19 protein-coding genes, 1 tRNA gene and 1 pseudogene are annotated in these 15,898 nt (G+C 69.1%); 12 read left to right on the top strand and 9 right to left on the bottom strand.

Annotation, left to right across the window (positions count from 1 at the left end):
- Window positions 1-69: 69 nt before the first annotated feature.
- Window positions 70-1,398, bottom strand: coding sequence for a nicotinate phosphoribosyltransferase (locus ACFY04_RS04825; RefSeq protein ID WP_389114209.1), 1,329 nt, complete (start codon window positions 1,396-1,398; stop codon window positions 70-72).
- A gap of 108 nt (window positions 1,399-1,506) precedes the next feature.
- On the opposite strand from ACFY04_RS04825, the gene clpS reads away from it, so the two are divergent.
- From clpS to ACFY04_RS04790, 7 genes are all read left to right on the top strand, one after another.
- A complete protein-coding gene (gene clpS, locus ACFY04_RS04820; RefSeq protein WP_389114208.1) occupies window positions 1,507-1,821 on the top strand; it encodes an ATP-dependent Clp protease adapter ClpS in 315 nt (104 codons plus the stop codon).
- Window positions 1,821-2,423 carry a DUF2017 domain-containing protein gene (locus ACFY04_RS04815; protein ID WP_389114207.1) on the top strand — a complete coding sequence of 201 codons (603 nt, stop codon included), beginning with the start codon at window positions 1,821-1,823 and terminating at the stop codon, window positions 2,421-2,423. The genes clpS and ACFY04_RS04815 overlap by 1 nt, the downstream gene beginning before the upstream one ends.
- Window positions 2,424-2,741: 318 nt before the next feature.
- Window positions 2,742-4,181: an amino acid permease gene (locus ACFY04_RS04810; protein ID WP_314252773.1), complete on the top strand. Its 1,440-nt coding sequence runs from the start codon at window positions 2,742-2,744 to the stop codon at window positions 4,179-4,181.
- 145 nt (window positions 4,182-4,326) lie between these two features.
- Complete coding sequence (locus tag ACFY04_RS04805; RefSeq protein WP_373037156.1) at window positions 4,327-4,749, top strand: Mov34/MPN/PAD-1 family protein; 423 nt, start codon at window positions 4,327-4,329, stop codon at window positions 4,747-4,749.
- A 77-nt stretch (window positions 4,750-4,826) separates the two neighbouring features.
- Window positions 4,827-4,934, top strand: coding sequence for a putative leader peptide (locus tag ACFY04_RS04800; protein WP_314252769.1), 108 nt, complete (start codon window positions 4,827-4,829; stop codon window positions 4,932-4,934).
- A gap of 90 nt (window positions 4,935-5,024) precedes the next feature.
- The gene (locus ACFY04_RS04795; protein ID WP_030010597.1) at window positions 5,025-5,303 is read left to right on the top strand and encodes a MoaD/ThiS family protein; all 279 of its coding nucleotides are present in this window, start codon (window positions 5,025-5,027) and stop codon (window positions 5,301-5,303) included.
- Complete coding sequence (locus ACFY04_RS04790; RefSeq protein ID WP_389114206.1) at window positions 5,303-6,253, top strand: PLP-dependent cysteine synthase family protein; 951 nt, start codon at window positions 5,303-5,305, stop codon at window positions 6,251-6,253. The genes ACFY04_RS04795 and ACFY04_RS04790 overlap by 1 nt, the downstream gene beginning before the upstream one ends.
- Before the next feature lie 156 nt (window positions 6,254-6,409).
- Here the strand turns inward: ACFY04_RS04790 and ACFY04_RS04785 are convergent, their stop codons facing one another.
- Together ACFY04_RS04785 and ACFY04_RS04780 are read right to left on the bottom strand one after the other, a co-directional pair.
- Window positions 6,410-6,772 (bottom strand): DUF488 domain-containing protein, encoded by a 363-nt coding sequence (locus ACFY04_RS04785; protein ID WP_389114205.1) that lies wholly within the window; start codon window positions 6,770-6,772, stop codon window positions 6,410-6,412.
- Window positions 6,769-7,188 (bottom strand): hypothetical protein, encoded by a 420-nt coding sequence (locus ACFY04_RS04780; RefSeq protein ID WP_389114204.1) that lies wholly within the window; start codon window positions 7,186-7,188, stop codon window positions 6,769-6,771. The genes ACFY04_RS04785 and ACFY04_RS04780 overlap by 4 nt, the downstream gene beginning before the upstream one ends.
- Window positions 7,189-7,383: 195 nt before the next feature.
- On the opposite strand from ACFY04_RS04780, the gene ACFY04_RS04775 reads away from it, so the two are divergent.
- The gene (locus ACFY04_RS04775; protein WP_351162518.1) at window positions 7,384-8,136 is read left to right on the top strand and encodes an MBL fold metallo-hydrolase; all 753 of its coding nucleotides are present in this window, start codon (window positions 7,384-7,386) and stop codon (window positions 8,134-8,136) included.
- A 153-nt stretch (window positions 8,137-8,289) separates the two neighbouring features.
- Here ACFY04_RS04775 and ACFY04_RS04770 read toward each other — a convergent pair whose 3' ends face one another.
- A complete protein-coding gene (locus ACFY04_RS04770; protein WP_389114203.1) occupies window positions 8,290-9,564 on the bottom strand; it encodes a PTS transporter subunit EIIC in 1,275 nt (424 codons plus the stop codon).
- A gap of 296 nt (window positions 9,565-9,860) precedes the next feature.
- The gene (locus ACFY04_RS04765; RefSeq protein ID WP_389114202.1) at window positions 9,861-11,156 is read right to left on the bottom strand and encodes a PTS transporter subunit EIIC; all 1,296 of its coding nucleotides are present in this window, start codon (window positions 11,154-11,156) and stop codon (window positions 9,861-9,863) included.
- Window positions 11,157-11,374: 218 nt separating this feature from the next.
- Between ACFY04_RS04765 and ACFY04_RS04760 the strand changes: the two are divergent.
- The 4 genes and pseudogenes from ACFY04_RS04760 to rdgB all read left to right on the top strand — a co-directional run.
- Window positions 11,375-11,617: pseudogene (locus ACFY04_RS04760) on the top strand (glucose PTS transporter subunit EIIB); the annotation flags it as partial.
- A gap of 115 nt (window positions 11,618-11,732) precedes the next feature.
- Complete coding sequence (rph, locus tag ACFY04_RS04755; RefSeq protein ID WP_301370806.1) at window positions 11,733-12,458, top strand: ribonuclease PH; 726 nt, start codon at window positions 11,733-11,735, stop codon at window positions 12,456-12,458.
- 105 nt (window positions 12,459-12,563) lie between these two features.
- A complete protein-coding gene (locus tag ACFY04_RS04750) occupies window positions 12,564-12,944 on the top strand; it encodes a hypothetical protein (RefSeq protein ID WP_314252753.1) in 381 nt (126 codons plus the stop codon).
- 16 nt (window positions 12,945-12,960) lie between these two features.
- Window positions 12,961-13,575 (top strand): RdgB/HAM1 family non-canonical purine NTP pyrophosphatase, encoded by a 615-nt coding sequence (gene rdgB / locus ACFY04_RS04745; protein ID WP_389114201.1) that lies wholly within the window; start codon window positions 12,961-12,963, stop codon window positions 13,573-13,575.
- 54 nt (window positions 13,576-13,629) lie between these two features.
- Here the strand turns inward: rdgB and ACFY04_RS04740 are convergent.
- The 4 genes from ACFY04_RS04740 to bcp all read right to left on the bottom strand — a co-directional run bounded on the left by ACFY04_RS04740 (window position 13,630) and on the right by bcp (window position 15,816).
- Window positions 13,630-13,704, bottom strand: a tRNA-Leu gene (locus ACFY04_RS04740).
- A gap of 11 nt (window positions 13,705-13,715) precedes the next feature.
- Window positions 13,716-14,582 (bottom strand): HNH endonuclease, encoded by an 867-nt coding sequence (locus ACFY04_RS04735; RefSeq protein ID WP_389114200.1) that lies wholly within the window; start codon window positions 14,580-14,582, stop codon window positions 13,716-13,718.
- On the bottom strand, window positions 14,579-15,205 hold the full coding sequence (locus tag ACFY04_RS04730; RefSeq protein WP_389114199.1) for an HNH endonuclease: 627 nt from the start codon (window positions 15,203-15,205) through the stop codon (window positions 14,579-14,581). Before ACFY04_RS04730 ends, ACFY04_RS04735 begins: the two co-directional genes overlap by 4 nt.
- A gap of 143 nt (window positions 15,206-15,348) precedes the next feature.
- Window positions 15,349-15,816 (bottom strand): thioredoxin-dependent thiol peroxidase, encoded by a 468-nt coding sequence (gene bcp / locus ACFY04_RS04725; RefSeq protein ID WP_030009033.1) that lies wholly within the window; start codon window positions 15,814-15,816, stop codon window positions 15,349-15,351.
- Between the last annotated feature and the right edge of the window lie 82 nt (window positions 15,817-15,898).

Here is a 15,898-nt window from a genome sequence, read left to right as displayed (position 1 = left end):
GGTCTTCCAGCCCCTCCGGCGTTTGAGGAGCAGAGTCCGGGGCGGAGCCCCGGCAGCGGACCCGCAGGGTCAGACGTACTCCGTCGGGATCACGGCCTCGCCCCGCGACAACTGCGTCGCGGACAGCGGCAGGCTCGCGCGCGCGGCGCGGTGGCGGTCCCGCGCGGCCTCCAGCGGCTCGCGGGCGACCACCTCGCCGGCCTTGACCAGATGGGTCAGGAGCTGGTGGTCGGCCAGGGCGGCGGGGACGGGCCCCACGCCGATCACCTCCGCCTCCGCGACGCCGTCGGCGTCCTGGCGGCGGGCCGCCCACTTGCGGCCGCCGATGGAGGTCTTGCCTCCCAAGGACTTCTTGGCCACCGGGACCAGCGCCGCCTTCGGATCCGCCGAGGTGGCCCGCGCCACCAGCTTGTAGACCATCGAGCACGTCGGGTGCCCGCTGCCGGTCACCAGCTGGGTGCCCACGCCGTACGCGTCCACCGGGGCCGCCGCCAGCGAGGCGATGGCGTACTCGTCGAGGTCCGAGGTGACCACGATCTTCGTCGAGGCCGCGCCCAGCTCGTCGAGCTGCTGCCGCACCCGGTGCGCCACCAGCAGCAGGTCTCCGGAGTCGATCCGGACCGCGCCCAGGTCGGTCCCCGCCACCTCGACGGCGGTACGGACGGCCTCGGCCACGTCGTACGTGTCCACCAGCAGGGTGGTGCCCCGCCCCAGCGAGTCCACCTGCGCGGTGAAGGCGTCCCGCTCGCTGTCGTGGACCAGGGTGAAGGCGTGCGCGCTCGTGCCGACCGTCGGGATGCCGTACCGGAATCCGGCCGCCAGGTCCGAGGTCGAGGTGAAGCCGCCCACGTACGCGGCCCGCGACGCGGCGACGGCCGCCAGCTCGTGCGTGCGCCGGGCGCCCATCTCGATCAGCGGGCGTCCGCCCGCCGCCGAGGACATCCGGGAGGCGGCCGCGGCGATCGCCGAGTCGTGGTTCAGGATCGACAGGATCACGGTCTCCAGCAGCACGCACTCGGCGAAGCTGCCCTCCACCCGCAGGACGGGGGAGCCGGGGAAGTAGACCTCCCCCTCCTGGTAGCCCCAGATGTCGCCGGAGAAGCGGTACGAGGCCAGCCAGTCCAGCGTCCGCATGTCGACGACGGCCCGCTCGCGCAGGAATTCCAGCACCGCGCCGTCGAAGCGGAAGTTCTCCACCGCGTCCAGCACCCGCCCGGTTCCGGCGATCACCCCGTAGCGGCGCCCTTCGGGCAGCCGCCGGGTGAACACCTCGAAGACCGAGCGTCGGTCGGCGGTGCCGTTGGCCAGGGCGGCCTGCAGCATCGTGAGCTCGTAATGGTCCGTGAAGAGCGCTGTCGACGGCACGTCCACCGGCAGGCCCAGGTCCGCAGGGTTCATGGCTGGGATGCTAGCGCACATTTCGTCAAAGTGACGAGATGTAGGCGGAGAATGCCGGACGGGGCTGTGCGGCCCCTGTTTGGGCGCTGGTGCGGTCGAGGTGGCAGCATGGGACGAGTGAGTGTTGCTCCTGTTGAGATCGAACGCACCAAATCCGCCGAAGAGACCTTCGCGGTCCCCGAACCCGACGTCCCCTGGGTGACCCTGGTGCACAACGACCCGGTCAACCTCATGAGCTACGTGGCGTACGTGTTCCAGGCGTACTTCGGCTACTCGAAGGACGTGGCGCACAAGCTGATGCTCGATGTCCATCACAAGGGGCGGGCGGTCGTCTCGAGCGGCACCCGCGAGGAAATGGAGCGCGACGTGCAGGCCATGCACGGCTACGGCCTGTGGGCGACCCTTTCGCAGGACCGCAACTGATGGGCGGCACCTTCGAGTCCCTGAAGGGCGGCGGCGCCGCCATCACGCTCGACGAGATCGAGATCTCGATCCTGCGCACCCTGGCGGTCCAGCTGCTGGAGCTGATCGGCCCCGGCGAGCCGGAGCCCGCCGAGGACGCCGACCCGCTCGCCGCGCTGTTCGCCGAGGGCCCCTCCGAGCCCCCGTCCGACCCGGCGCTGGCCCGGCTCTTCCCCGACGCGTACGGGGCCCCCGACGGGGCCGGCGACAAGGGCGTGGCCCCCGAGGAGCTCGCGGCCCGCTCCGCGGAGTTCCGCCGCTTCACCGAGAACGACCTGCGCGCCCGCAAGCGCGAGGACGTGCTGGCGGTCGTACGCAGCCTGGACGGGCTCGCCCCGTCCGGCGACGGTGCGGCGGTGCTGGAGCTGTCCGGCGAGCTGCCGCTGCGCTGGCTCGGCGCGCTCAACGACCTGCGCCTGACCATCGCGGCCCGCCTCGACATCACCGAGGACGACGAGAGCGCGATGCTGTTCCGGCTGCCGGACGAGGATCCGCGCAAGCCGATGGTGATGGCCTACCTCTGGCTCGGCGCTCTCCAGGAAACCTTGATCGAAACCCTCTGAGAATCCTCAAGCCGGAACACTGTTCGCTCAGCGGACGCTCAAATCCGGATAACGATCAGATCACCGCCCTGCGGTGATCTGATCCATTTCTATGCCTTTGGGGTGATTTTTTGATGCCCTCCGCCACATTTCTCCCCCTCGGGCGGCCGTAAGCACGTGATAAATCTTCACGATCGCCGACGGGACGCCACCCATGTCCCCCGGCTCGCTTGGACCGGCTGACCGCCGGCGTGCAACTCCATCCGTATCCGGGGGGATCGAGGACCCGATCCGCAGCCAACGAAGGCGCGGGTCGGCGTGGAGAAAGGCGCACCAGACATGACCTCTGTGCAGGTCGAGCAGCACGACAAGACGCCCGGCGAGGGCGGACAGGGCGAGGGCGGCGAGGGTTACCACCGCACGCTCGGCGCCCGGCAGATCCAGATGATCGCGATCGGCGGGGCCATCGGTACCGGCCTGTTCCTGGGCGCGGGCAAGGCGATCTCCAAGGCGGGCCCGAGCCTGATCCTGGCGTACGCCATCGCCGGCCTGGTCATCTTCTTCATCATGCGGGCCCTGGGCGAGCTGCTCATGTACCGGCCCGTCTCCGGCTCCTTCTCGGACTACGCCCGGGAGTTCCTGGGCCCGTTCTGGGGCTACGTCACCGGCTGGACGTACTGGCTGTTCTGGGTGGTCACCGGCATCACCGAGGTCACCGCGGCCGCGCAGTACATGTCGTACTGGACCCACGACAGCTTCCCTCAGTGGGCCTACGCGCTGATCTTCACGGTCATCCTCTACGCCGCCAACCTGATCTCCGTGAAGCTCTTCGGTGAGCTGGAGTTCTGGTTCTCCATGGTCAAGGTCACCGCCATCGTCGGCATGATCCTGATCTGCGCCGGCATCCTCACCATCGGCTTCTCCGACGCGGCCGACACCGCCACCGTCTCCAACCTGTGGAACGACGGCGGCTTCTTCCCCAAGGGCATCGGCGGCACGCTGATGACCCTGCAGATCGTGATGTTCGCCTTCCTCGCGGTCGAGCTCGTCGGCGTCACCGCCGGCGAGTCCAAGGACCCCGAGAAGACCCTGCCCAAGGCCATCAACACCGTGCCGTGGCGCATCGCCGTCTTCTACGTCGGCGCACTGATCATGATCCTGTCGGTCGTCCCGTGGACGCACTTCCAGCCGGGCGTCTCGCCCTTCGTCGCCGCCTTCGAGCGCATGGGCCTGGGCATCGGCGCCGCGATCGTCAACTTCGTCGTGCTGACCGCCGCGCTGTCCTCCTGCAACTCGGGCATGTACTCCACCGGCCGCATGCTGCGCGACCTCGCGATCAACGGCCAGGGCCCGAAGGTCTTCACCAAGCTCACCAAGAGCGGCACCCCGCTGGTGGGCACCACCTTCTCCGCCGCGCTGATGCTGGTGGGCGTCTGGATCAACTACGTCGCCCCGGGCAAGGCCTTCGACTACGTCGTCTCCTTCGCCACCATCTCCGGCATGTGGGCCTGGATCATGATCCTGGTCTGCCAGATCCGCTACCGGGCCAAGTCCGACCGCGGCGAGCTGCCGCAGTCCGCGTTCCGCGCCCCCGGCGCCCCGTACACGAGCTGGTTCGCGCTGCTCTTCATCGGCATGGTCATCGTGATGATGGGCGCCGACAAGGACTCCCGCGTCTCGCTGTACTGCGCCCCGCTGTGGGGCCTGATCCTGGGCGTCTCCTACCTGGTCATGAAGTCCCGCGACCCGCGCGGCGCGGCCTTCAGCAAGGCCTCGTAACACCCGGAGACCGTGCGTCCCGGCCGCCTGTCACGGCCGGGAACCGCGCTCCCACGACGTTGTCCCCAGGGCGGCGTGTCCATCATGCGGGCCCTTCCGTACCACTCCTCGGTACGGAAGGGCCCGTCTGCTTATCCTGTCGCTCATGCTGACCCTCACCCAGGCCCTGTACGACCAGATCGTCGAGCACGCCCGCAAGGACCACCCCGACGAGGCGTGCGGTGTCGTGGCCGGCCCGGCGGGCACCGACCGCCCCGAGCGGTTCGTCCCGATGCTCAACGCGGCCCGCTCGCCCACGTTCTACGAGTTCGACTCGAAGGATCTGCTGAAGCTCTACCGCGATCTGGACGACCGCGACGAGGAGCCGGTGATCGTCTACCATTCGCACACCGCGACCGAGGCGTACCCCTCGCGCACCGACGTCACGTACGCGAACGAGCCCGCTGCGCACTACGTGCTCGTCTCGACGGCGGACGAGGACGGCCTCGGGGAGTTCCAGTTCCGCTCGTACCGGATCGTCGACGGAGTGATCACCGAGGAAGAAGTGCAGGTCGTCGACGCCTACTGACCAGTATGTGAGCAGTGGGCGTCCGCGATGCGGGATCACACTCCAAACGGGGGACCGGGAATCGTTAACATGACCGCATGGTTTCCCACGACGTGAGCATCGAGACGCCCGGCAGGCTGCTGCTCGTGGCGCGGCTGCACGTCGACCTGTGCCGCCTCGCCAGCGCCATCTGTCCTGCGCTCTGAGCACCAGAGCCCTTCCGCGCGGGGGGCCGACGAACCGCGCGCCGCACCTTCCCACGCTTCTCACGCACTCCCAGACGACTGGAGACAGCCATGGCCATCGAGGTCCGCATCCCCACCATCCTCCGCACCTACACCGAAGGCGAGAAGGCCGTCTCCGGTGAGGGCGCGACGCTCGCCGACCTCTTCGCGGACCTGGAGACCCGTCACAAGGGCATCGAGGAGCGCATCGTCGACGGCGGCCAGCTGCGCCGCTTCGTCAACGTCTACCTCAACGACGAGGACGTCCGCTTCCTCGACGGCATCTCCACCGCCCTCAAGGACGGCGACAGCGTCACCATCCTCCCTGCCGTGGCCGGCGGATCGAAGTAATGCGCTACGACTCCCCGCTGGCCGCGGTCGGCAACACGCCGCTGGTCCGGCTGCCCCGGCTGTCGCCCTCGGACAACGTCCGCATCTGGGCGAAGCTGGAGGACCGCAACCCGACCGGCTCGATCAAGGACCGCCCCGCGCTCCACATGGTCGAGCAGGCCGAGAAGGACGGCCGGCTGTACCCCGGCTGCACCATCCTGGAGCCCACCTCGGGCAACACCGGCATCTCGCTGGCGATGGCGGCCAAGCTCAAGGGCTACCGCATCGTGTGCGTGATGCCGGAGAACACCAGCCAGGAGCGGCGTGACCTGCTGGCCATGTGGGGAGCCGAGATCATCCCGTCGCCGGCCGCCGGCGGCTCGAACACGGCCGTCCGGGTGGCCAAGGAACTGGCAGCCGAGCACCCCGACTGGGTGATGCTCTACCAGTACGGCAACCCGGACAACGCGGGCGCCCACTACGCCACCACGGGCCCGGAGATCCTCGCGGACCTCCCCTCCATCACCCACTTCGTGGCGGGCCTGGGCACCACGGGCACCCTCATGGGCGTCGGCCGCTACCTGCGCGAACACGTGGCGGGCATCAAGATCGTCGCGGCCGAGCCGCGCTACGACGACCTGGTCTACGGGCTGCGCAACCTGGACGAGGGCTTCGTCCCGGAGCTCTACGACGCCTCCGTGCTCACCACCCGCTTCTCGGTGGGCTCCGCGGACGCGGTGACCCGCACCCGGGAGCTCCTCCAGCAGGAGGGGATCTTTGCGGGCGTCTCCACGGGAGCCGCCCTGCACGCGGCGATCGGCGTCGGCCGCAAGGCGGTGGCCGCGGGCGAATCGGCGGACATCGTCTTCGTCGTGGCCGACGGCGGCTGGAAGTACCTGTCGACGGGCGTCTACACGGCCGCGACCACCGAGGAAGCGATCGAGGCCCTCCAAGGCCAACTCTGGGCGTAGCCCCTGCGGGGGTGCCCGCGCGGTACCGGGCGCGGCGCCGTTTCCCGGGCTCTGCCCGGACCCGGTCCTCAAACGCCGGACGGCTGAAAAGATCAGCCTCGCCGGCGTTTGAGGCGCGGGGTCCGGGGCGGAGCCCCGTGCAGCGGCGCCGCACTGCTAGTCGGCGAGCCGCTCCGCCAGGATCGCCGCGTGGCTGGAGGCCGGGTCCTTGACCGAGGTCAGCAGGGTGACCGGACCCGCCGCCGCCAGGCTCCGCAGGCGGGCCAGCTCCGCCACCGCCCCCGGCTCCGCCAGCTCCGCCTCGTACCGCTGCCGGAACTCCTGCGCCGAACCGCCGTCGTGGAACCACTTCCGCAGCTCCGCCGACGGCGTCACCGCCTTCGACCACTCGTCCACCCCGGCCACCGCCTTCGCCAGGCCCCGCGGCCAGAGCCGGTCCACGAGGACCCGTACCCCGTCCGCCGCCGGGTCCGGCGGGTCGTACACCCGCCGCAGGCGGATCACCGGTTCCCGCGTCACCGCGCGCCTCCCAGTCCCTTGATCTCGTCCCACACCGCAGGGTCCAGCATCCCCATCCGGGTGCGGAACTCCCACAGCGACACCTCCGCCGGCCGGTCCGCCTCCAGGAAGCTCGCCCGGCCCTGCGCCCCGACCGTCCCCGGGGGCAGCGGGATCACCCCGGCCCGCCGGTCGTCGTACTTCCCGGTGATCCACGCGACCCGCGCCCGGTGGCCCCGTACCGACCGCACCGCGAGGACCAGGCACGTACGGCCGTCGGCCAGGCACCACAGCTCGCCCGCCCGCGGCTGCGGCGGCGGACCGGACCCGTGCGCCGGCGGGGTCCGGCGGGGCAGCCCGAAGCGGCCACCGGCGACCAGCACCAGCAGCGCCACGGCCACCACCGCGGCCACCGCGGGCCACCAGGACGTGTCCATGCTTCGACCGTAGCCGCGCGGGAACGCCCCAGCATGGCAACGCCCGTGCCCACCGTCGCTCCCCCGGGTGACAGCGCAGGTGATTCCCCCCACAACGGCCTGCCGCGGAGGAGCGACCGGACGTTTCGCGCCTTACGCTCGACCCACGCACGGCCCGCATTCCGCCCACGGACCGTCCTCGGAGGTTCACGCTCCATGAAGCTCACCGTCGTCGGCTGTTCGGGGTCGTTCCCGTCCGCGGAATCGGCCTGTTCGAGCTACCTCGTCGAGGCCGACGGCTTCCACCTGCTCCTCGACATGGGCAACGGCGCCCTCGGCGATCTCCAGCGCCACATCGGCCTCTACGACCTCGACGCGATCTTCCTGAGCCACCTGCACGCCGACCACTGCATCGACATGTGCGCGTACTTCGTCGCCCGCTACTACCGGCACGAGGGCGGCCGCTGCGGCACCATCCCCGTCTACGGTCCCGAGGGCACCGAACGCCGCCTGACCACCGCCTACGACGACGTCCCCGACGAGCGCTCGATGAGCGAGGTCTTCGACTTCCGCACGCTGAAGTCCGGGACCTTCGAGATCGGCCCGTTCCAGGTCCGCACCGAGCGGGTCTCCCACCCGGTCGAGGCGTACGGCATCCGCATCGAGCACGGCGGCCGCTCGCTCACGTACTCCGGGGACACCGGCACCTGCCCCGAGCTGGGCCTGCTCGCCGACGGCACCGACCTCTTCCTGTGCGAGTCCTCCTTCACGCACGGCAAGGAGGACATCCCGGGCCTCCACCTGAACGGCCGCGAGGCGGGCGAGTACGCGCGCGGCGGCCGCGTGGGCCGGCTCGTCCTCACCCACATCCCGCCGTGGACCGACCCCGCGCAGAACATCGCCGACGCCCGCGCGGTCTACGACGGCCCCGTCGACCTGGCGTACTCGGGCGCGGTCTACGAGGTCTGACGCCCCGGCGGCGCGCCCTCCCGGCCGTGCCCCCCGCCCGCGACCGACCCCGCCCGCGACCCCGCCCCGGGGAAGCGCAGCACCCCTCCGTGACAGCGAGAAGCCCCCGCCCTCCCTTCCGGGAGAGCGGGGGCTTCTTCGGTCCTGCGGGGCCTACTTGGCGTCCGCCTTGGCCATCTCGGCCAGCTCCTCGTCGGACTCGCGGCCCGGCGTCGGGAGGTTGAACTTGACGATCGCGAAGCGGAATCCGAAGTAGTAGACCGCTCCGAAGACCAGACCGACCGGGATGATCATCCATGGGTTGGTCGCCTTGCTCCAGCCGAGACCGAGGTCGATCAGACCCGCGGAGAAGGTGAAGCCCGCGTGGACCCCGAGCGCCCAGGTGATCGCCATGGAAAGCGCGGTCAGGACGGCGTGGATCGCGTACAGCACCGGCGCGATGAACATGAACGAGAACTCGATGGGCTCGGTGACACCCGTGACGAACGAGGTGAGGGCGAGCGAGACCATCATGCCGGTGACGGCCTTGCGGCGCTCCGGGCGGGCGGTGTGGGCGATGGCCAGGGCGGCGGCCGGGAGGCCGAACATCATGATCGGGAAGAAGCCCGTCATGAACAGACCGGCTTCCGGGTCACCGGCGAAGAAGCGGTTCAGGTCACCGTGGACGACCTCGCCGGCGGCGTTGGTGAAGTCGCCGATCTGGAACCAGGCGACGGTGTTGACGAACTGGTGCATGCCGATCGGGATCAGCGCACGGTTGATGACACCGAAGATGCCGGCGCCCGCGGCGCCCAGCCCGGTCATCCACTCACCGAAGTTGGAGATGACATCGCCGATCGGCTCCCACACCAGGCCGAAGAACACACCGGCGATGACACCGACGAAGGCCATGATGATCGGGACGAGGCGGCGGCCGTTGAAGAAGCCGAGCCAGTCCACCAGCTTGGTGCGGTGGTAGCGCTGCCACAGGACCGCGGCGAGCAGACCCATGATGATGCCGCCGAGGACGCCGGGGTTGTTGTACACCGCCGGAATGTCGACACCGTTGTTCTCGGTGGTGTTGATGATGGCCTCGTGCACCGGGAACGCGGTGAGCACGTTCTTGTAGACGAGGAAGCCGACGAGGGCCGCGAGGGCGGTGGAACCGTCGGCCTTCTTGGCGAAGCCGATGGCGACACCGATGCAGAACAGCAGCGGCAGGTTGGCGAAGACGGCGTCACCGGCGGTGGCGAACACCGTGGCGACCTTGCCCCAGCCGAGACCGTCCTTGCCGAAGACGTCGGGCTGGCCGAGGCGCAGCAGGATGCCCGCGGCGGGCAGGACGGCGATGGGCAGCTGGAGGCTGCGGCCGACCTTCTGCAGACCCTGGATCAGGCCGGATCCCCGCTTCTTGGCGGGCGGCGCAGCGGCGTCAGTAGCCGTACTCATAACTTCCTCCGGGGGGAGCAAGGCGCCGCCAAGGGGTGGAACCAAGAAGGACGGCGACGTCTCAGAAAGGGGGACACGCCGCCGGGGGAAGCGGTCGTGGTCTACACCAATTCATGGTGTAGACCAGTTGTAACACGGTGAGGGTTAGATAAGGAACCTTCGATTTCCTGTGGCCTGGATCACACGCCCCGGGGTATGCCGAAGGGCCTCCGGATCGTGATCCGGAGGCCCTTGACGGACCGTACGGTAACCCTGCGGGGGCTGGGCTGGGCTGGGCTGGGCTGGGCTGGCCGGGCTCAGGCCTTGGTGGTCTCCGACTCCATCGCCGCGATCTCCTCGTCCGACTCCCGGCCGGGCGTCGCCAGGTCGAACTTCGTGATCGCGAAACGGAACACCACGTAGTAGACGACCGCGAAGCACAGGCCGATCGGGATGATCAGCCAGGGTTTCGTGGCCAGCCCCCAGTTGATGATGTAGTCGATCAGGCCCGCCGAGAAGGTGAAGCCGTCGTGGACGCCCAGGGCCCATGTCACGGCCATCGACACGCCCGTCAGCAGTGCGTGGATCACGTACAGCAGGGGCGCCACGAAGAGGAAGGAGTACTCCAGCGGCTCGGTGATGCCCGTGACGAACGAGGTCAGGGCCACCGACACCATCAGCCCCCCGACCTCCTTGCGTCGCTGCGGCTTCGCGCAGTGCGTGATCGCCAGCGCCGCTGCCGGCAGGGCGAACATCATGATCGGGAAGAAGCCGGACAGGAACTGCCCCGCCTCAGGGTCGCCGTTCAGGAACATGGTGATGTCGCCGTGCACGACCTGGCCGCTCGGCGTGGTGTAGCTGCCGAACTGGAACCACACCGGCACGTTCAGGAACTGGTGCAGGCCGATCACCAGCAGCGCGCGGTTCGCGACGCCGAAGACGCCCGAACCCCAGGAACCCAGGCTCACCAGCCAGTCGGAGAAACTCTCCAGCGCGTCACCGATCGGCGGCCAGATCCACAGACAGATCACGGCGAAGGCGATGCCGACGAAGGCCATGATGATCGGAACGAGCCGGCGGCCGTTGAAGAAGCCGAGCCAGTCGACCAGCTTCACGCGGTGGTAGCGCTGCCAGAACCAGGCGGCCAGCAGTCCCATGACGATGCCGCCGAAGACCCCGGGGTTCTGGAAGGTGTACTCGGCGAAGGAGTCGTCCTGCCCCAGGCATCCACCCCCGACGTCCTTGGTTCCCTCGGGGCAGGGTGAGGGGAATGCCTCCAGGACGCCGTGGTAGACGAGGAACCCGGCCACCGCCGCCAGCGCCGTCGAGCCGTCGGCCTTCTTGGCCATGCCGATCGCGACACCGACGCAGAAGAGGAGCGGCAGGCCGAGGCTGGAGCCGAGCAGGGCGCCGCCCGCCGCGGCCATGACCTTGGCGACGTCGGACCAGAATCCGTCCCCCCCGGCGTCGATCACGCCCAGCCGCAACAGGATGCCTGCCGCGGGCAGTACGGCGATCGGGAGCTGAAGGCTGCGCCCCATCTTCTGCAGCCCCTGGAACAGCTTGTTCCGCCAATTCGGCTGTGGCGCTGCTTTGGAGTTGCTCACGCTCATCGGCGTCCTCCCTGACCGGCCCGTTTTGGCTGCCGCAACACTTACGGCACACTGGTGTAGACCAGTTGTGGGCGGGTTGCTGCTGATCGTCATCATTCGGCAGGGGCCCGTCATGTGCCTGCGTAGATGGGCCAACCGTGCGTTACCGTGACAAAGCGGACCGTGCAGGTGGGTAGCCATGTACCGGCCGCCGAGACCCGTTCTTCGAAACACTCAGGGAGAAACACATGGCCACCAAGGCTGAGAAGATCGTCGCCGGGCTCGGCGGCATCGAGAACATCGAAGAGGTCGAGGGCTGCATCACCCGCCTGCGCACCGAGGTCATCAACCCCGACCTGGTCGACGAAGCCGCACTCAAGGCCGCCGGCGCCCACGGCGTCGTCAAGATGGGCACCGCGATCCAGGTCGTCATCGGCACCGACGCCGACCCCATCGCCGCCGACATCGAAGACATGATGTGATCCGGTCACAGCACTAGGCCCTGTCCGGGCCCCAGCGGACCCCGTCCCGGAAGCCCCGGACGGGGTCTTCGCACAGCGGCACAGGCTCGGGCGGGCAGGGACTAGGCTCGGAGCCATGTCTCGCATCGACGGCCGTACGCCCGAACAGCTCCGCCCGGTCACCATCGAACGCGGATGGAGCAAGCACGCCGAGGGCTCCGTCCTCGTCTCCTTCGGAGACACCAAGGTCTTCTGCACCGCCTCCTTCACCGAAGGCGTCCCGCGCTGGCGCAAGGGCAGCGGCGAAGGCTGGGTCACCTCCGAATACTCGATGCTGCCCCGCTCCACCAACACCCGCGGCGACCGCGAATCCGTCCGCGGCAAGATCGGCGGCCGCACCCACGAGATCTCCCGCCTGATCGGCCGCTCCCTGCGCGCCGTCATCGACTACAAGGCCCTCGGCGAGAACACCATCGTCCTGGACTGCGACGTCCTCCAGGCCGACGGCGGCACCCGCACCGCCGCCATCACCGGCGCCTACGTCGCCCTCGCCGACGCCGTTGCCTGGGGCCAGAAGAAGAAGTTCATCAAGGCCGGCCGCAAGCCGCTCACCGGCACCGTCGCCGCCGTCAGCGTCGGCATCGTCGACGGCGTCCCGCTCCTCGACCTCTGCTACGAGGAGGACGTGCGCGCCGAGACCGACATGAACGTGGTCTGCACCGGCGACGGCCGCTTCGTCGAGGTCCAGGGCACCGCCGAGGGCGAGCCCTTCGACCGCAAGGAACTGAACGCCCTCCTCGACCTCGCCGCCGGCGGCTGCGCGGACCTCGAGGCCATCCAGCTGGGCGCGCTCGAACTGTAAACGGCAACCGCCGGGCCCGGCCCGGCGTCCAGGAAGATACGGGCGCACGGTCTCGAAGCCGTGCGCCCGTCCTCGTAGCGTCCAAGCCCTCAGGGGGAGAACCGTATGAAGCTCCGCATAGCGGCCGTAGCCGTGGCCGCCGTACTCACCGTCCCGGCCCTGTCCGCCTGCGACGCGATCTCCACGGCGATGGACTGCGCGAACACGGCCGTGGCCATCACGGACGGCGCGAACGACCTCCAGCAGGCCGTATCCCAGGCGGGCAACAGCCCCCAGGACGCCCAGAACGCGCTCAACCAGATCGAGTCGAACCTGAAGAAGATCGGCGACCAGACGGACAACGCCGACCTGGGCAAGGCCATCGACTCGATGAACACCGCCGTCAAGAACGTCCGCACCTCGATCGAGAGCGGCAACAGCGTCCCGGACATCCAGCCGGTGGCGGACGCGGCCAGCGAGATCTCCAAGGTCTGCACCCCGGGATAACCCGGATAATGAGGGCATGACCTCGACGCCCAGCCGCCTCATCCTGGCCACCCGCAACGCGGGCAAAGTCTCCGAACTCCGCGCGATCCTGTCCGACGCCGGCCTGCTGCACGAGCTGGTCGGCGCGGACGCGTACCCCGAGATCCCGGACGTCAAGGAAACCGGTGTCACCTTCGCCGAGAACGCCCTCCTCAAGGCCCACGCCCTGGCCCGCGCCACCGGCCTTCCGGCGGTCGCCGACGACTCCGGCCTCTGCGTGGACGTCCTGCACGGCGCCCCCGGCATCTTCTCGGCCCGCTGGGCCGGCACCCACGGCGACGACAAGGCCAACCTGGACCTGCTGCTGGCCCAGCTCGGCGACATCGCCGACGAGAACCGCGGGGCCCACTTCGCGTGCGCGGCGGCCCTGGCCCTCCCGGACGGCACCGAACGCGTCGTCGAGGGCCGCCTCCTCGGCACCCTCCGCCACGCCCCGTCCGGCACCGGCGGCTTCGGCTACGACCCGATCCTCCAGCCGCAGGGCGACACCCGCACGTGCGCGGAACTGACGCCGGCGGAAAAGAACGCCATCTCCCACCGCGGCCAGGCCTTCCGCGCGCTGGTCCCCTTCGTCCGCGCCCTCCTGGGCTGACGGGGGCACGCCGACGGCCGGTCACCCTCGCAGGAGGGGGACCGGCCGTTGATGTGGGCCCGGTGGGACTCGAACCCACGACACACCGGACCTAAACCGGCGCCCTCTGGCCAGCTGGGGTACGGACCCGTGCGACCACCTTACTGGTCGACGGGGGTCCGTTGCGATGGGATGGCCGACCTTGATCGTTTGGCGAAGGTCGGCGTCTGGCTGTGGCAGGAGGGGCACAAGTAGCGGAGGTTCTCCCGGCGGTTGTCCAGCCGGTCACCGTTCACGTGGTCGATCTCCAAGACGAGTCTCTGGCCGCGCCACACGTCCCCAATGCCACACTCCGTGCATACATGTGGCACCCCGAGGTCGTCCAAGGCTCGACGCAGAGTCGCGGTCTTGGTGCGAGAGGAACCGACTTCGAGTCGCCTCAGGATCTCTGTTGACGACTTGCGTGCAGGGGAGGGGCGGCCGACGGCGTGCCCCTGGCCCGTGAAGTGCGCTGTCGACAGCCCGTATTCCTCGATGCTCCGTCTGGCTTTGGAGCGTGCGGCGCCGTCGAAGGGGTGGTGGCCGAGGGTGCGCATGACCCCAGCCATGTTCTTCGAGTCGGCGACCGCGGGTGCGATCTCCTCGTAGGCGAAGAGGCGGCGTGACGAAGTGCCTCGACGGGGGAAGTGCGACGTGTCTATCCCGAACCGTTCGAGGAGCTTGGCGATATGGACGTGGGCGCTGTTGTACGGCTCGACGCCCATGTGAGTGAGCATCCCCGCGATGCTGTCCGTGTGGGAGGCTGCTTCCCGTAGCCGCTCTTCTGTGTAGCGCTGCCGGACCCGGACGGGAAGTGGCTCGTCGACGAAGTGGGATGTGTCGATGCCGTAGTGAACCAGCCTGTCACGCACGTACCGCCGAGGGCCGGCCAGCAGTGGGGCGTCGAGCCGTCTCAGGAGGTCGACCAGGCTGGTGGCCAGCGGCGCGGTTCGGCTCAGCAGCTCCCGGGTGTACCTGACCTCGCTCACGCAGCCCTCCTCACCTTACGGCCGCGGTACGTGTCGGTAGCCGCATGGCAGTTGGGGCAAAGGATCCGAAGGTTTTCCCGCCGGTTGTCCCACCACTCGCCATTGATGTGATCGACCTCGTGCCGAAGCGGTTTGTTGTTCCACTCCGGACCGACCCCGCACTCGGCGCATTCCTCAGGAACGCCGGCCTTCAGCAGCTCCCGTCGCAAGCGATCGCCAGGGACTCTGCCGTCCTGCGGATCTCTGACGGAGAGCGTCGGTCCCAGAGCTCCCTTGGGGCGAGGCTTTCGGGTGGCGACGAAGTGCGATGTGTCGATGCCAAGAGTCGAGATCCGTCGGGCGATGTGCGTCTGGTTGCCTCCGACGTTGCTGATGCCGAGGCGGCTGACCACCTCTGAGATGGATGTGGACCCGGAAACGACTTCCCGGAGCCGTTCCTCGGTGTGCCGCGCCCATTTCGTGGGGAAGTGGGAACAGTCGATCCCTGATTCCCGCATCTTCGCCCGCAGGTAGCGCCTGCTGCCGCTGCTCGGTGTGCCGCCGCACCAGCGGACGGCGTCGTCCCAGTTGTTCGTCTCGCGGGCCGCGGCTTCCAGCAGCTCTCGGGTGTATCGGACCGCCATTGCCTTCTCCTCCCGGCCGCGCGTGCGGCCCTCGTACGGAGCAACGGCACCGGAAGGCGGACGGTCACGGGCTTTTGCGTCCGATAAGCGGAGCGGCCCGCACCGGTTGGGGTGCGGGCCGCTTGCGGACGAGAGGGCCGGGCTCAGAGGCCCAGGTCCTTGATGATCTTGGCTACGTGGCCCGTGGCCTTGACGTTGTAGAAGGCGTGCTCGACCTTGCCCTCCTCGTCGACGACCACCGTGGAGCGGATGACCCCGGTGACCGTCTTGCCGTACAGCTTCTTCTCGCCGTACGCGCCGTACGCCGTCAGCGTCTCCTTCTCCGGGTCGCTGACCAGGGTGACCTTCAGGTCCTCCTTCTCGCGGAACTTCGCCAGCTTCTCCGGCTTGTCCGGGGACACGCCGATGACGTCGTAGCCGTGTCCCGTCAGGAAGGACAGGTTGTCCGTGAAGTCGCAGGCCTGCTTCGTGCAGCCCGGGGTCAGCGCGGACGGGTAGAAATAGACGATCACCTTGCGGCCCTTGTGGTCGGCGAGCGAGACCTCGTTGCCGTCCGCATCGGGCAGGGTGAAGGCGGGGGCGGTGTCGCCCGGCTGGAGTCGCTCGCTCATCGTGACACTCTCCTCGGGAGGGGATCGGTATGCCATGAGACTAAGCTGACAGACTGTTCATGGCGGACTACGCCCCACACGA

This window comes from Streptomyces sp. NPDC001549, assembly GCF_042894025.1.
GTDB lineage: Bacteria > Actinomycetota > Actinomycetes > Streptomycetales > Streptomycetaceae > Streptomyces > Streptomyces kutzneri.
Note: the sequence above shows the minus strand (reverse complement) of the source record. Positions and strands in the feature narration are given on the sequence as shown.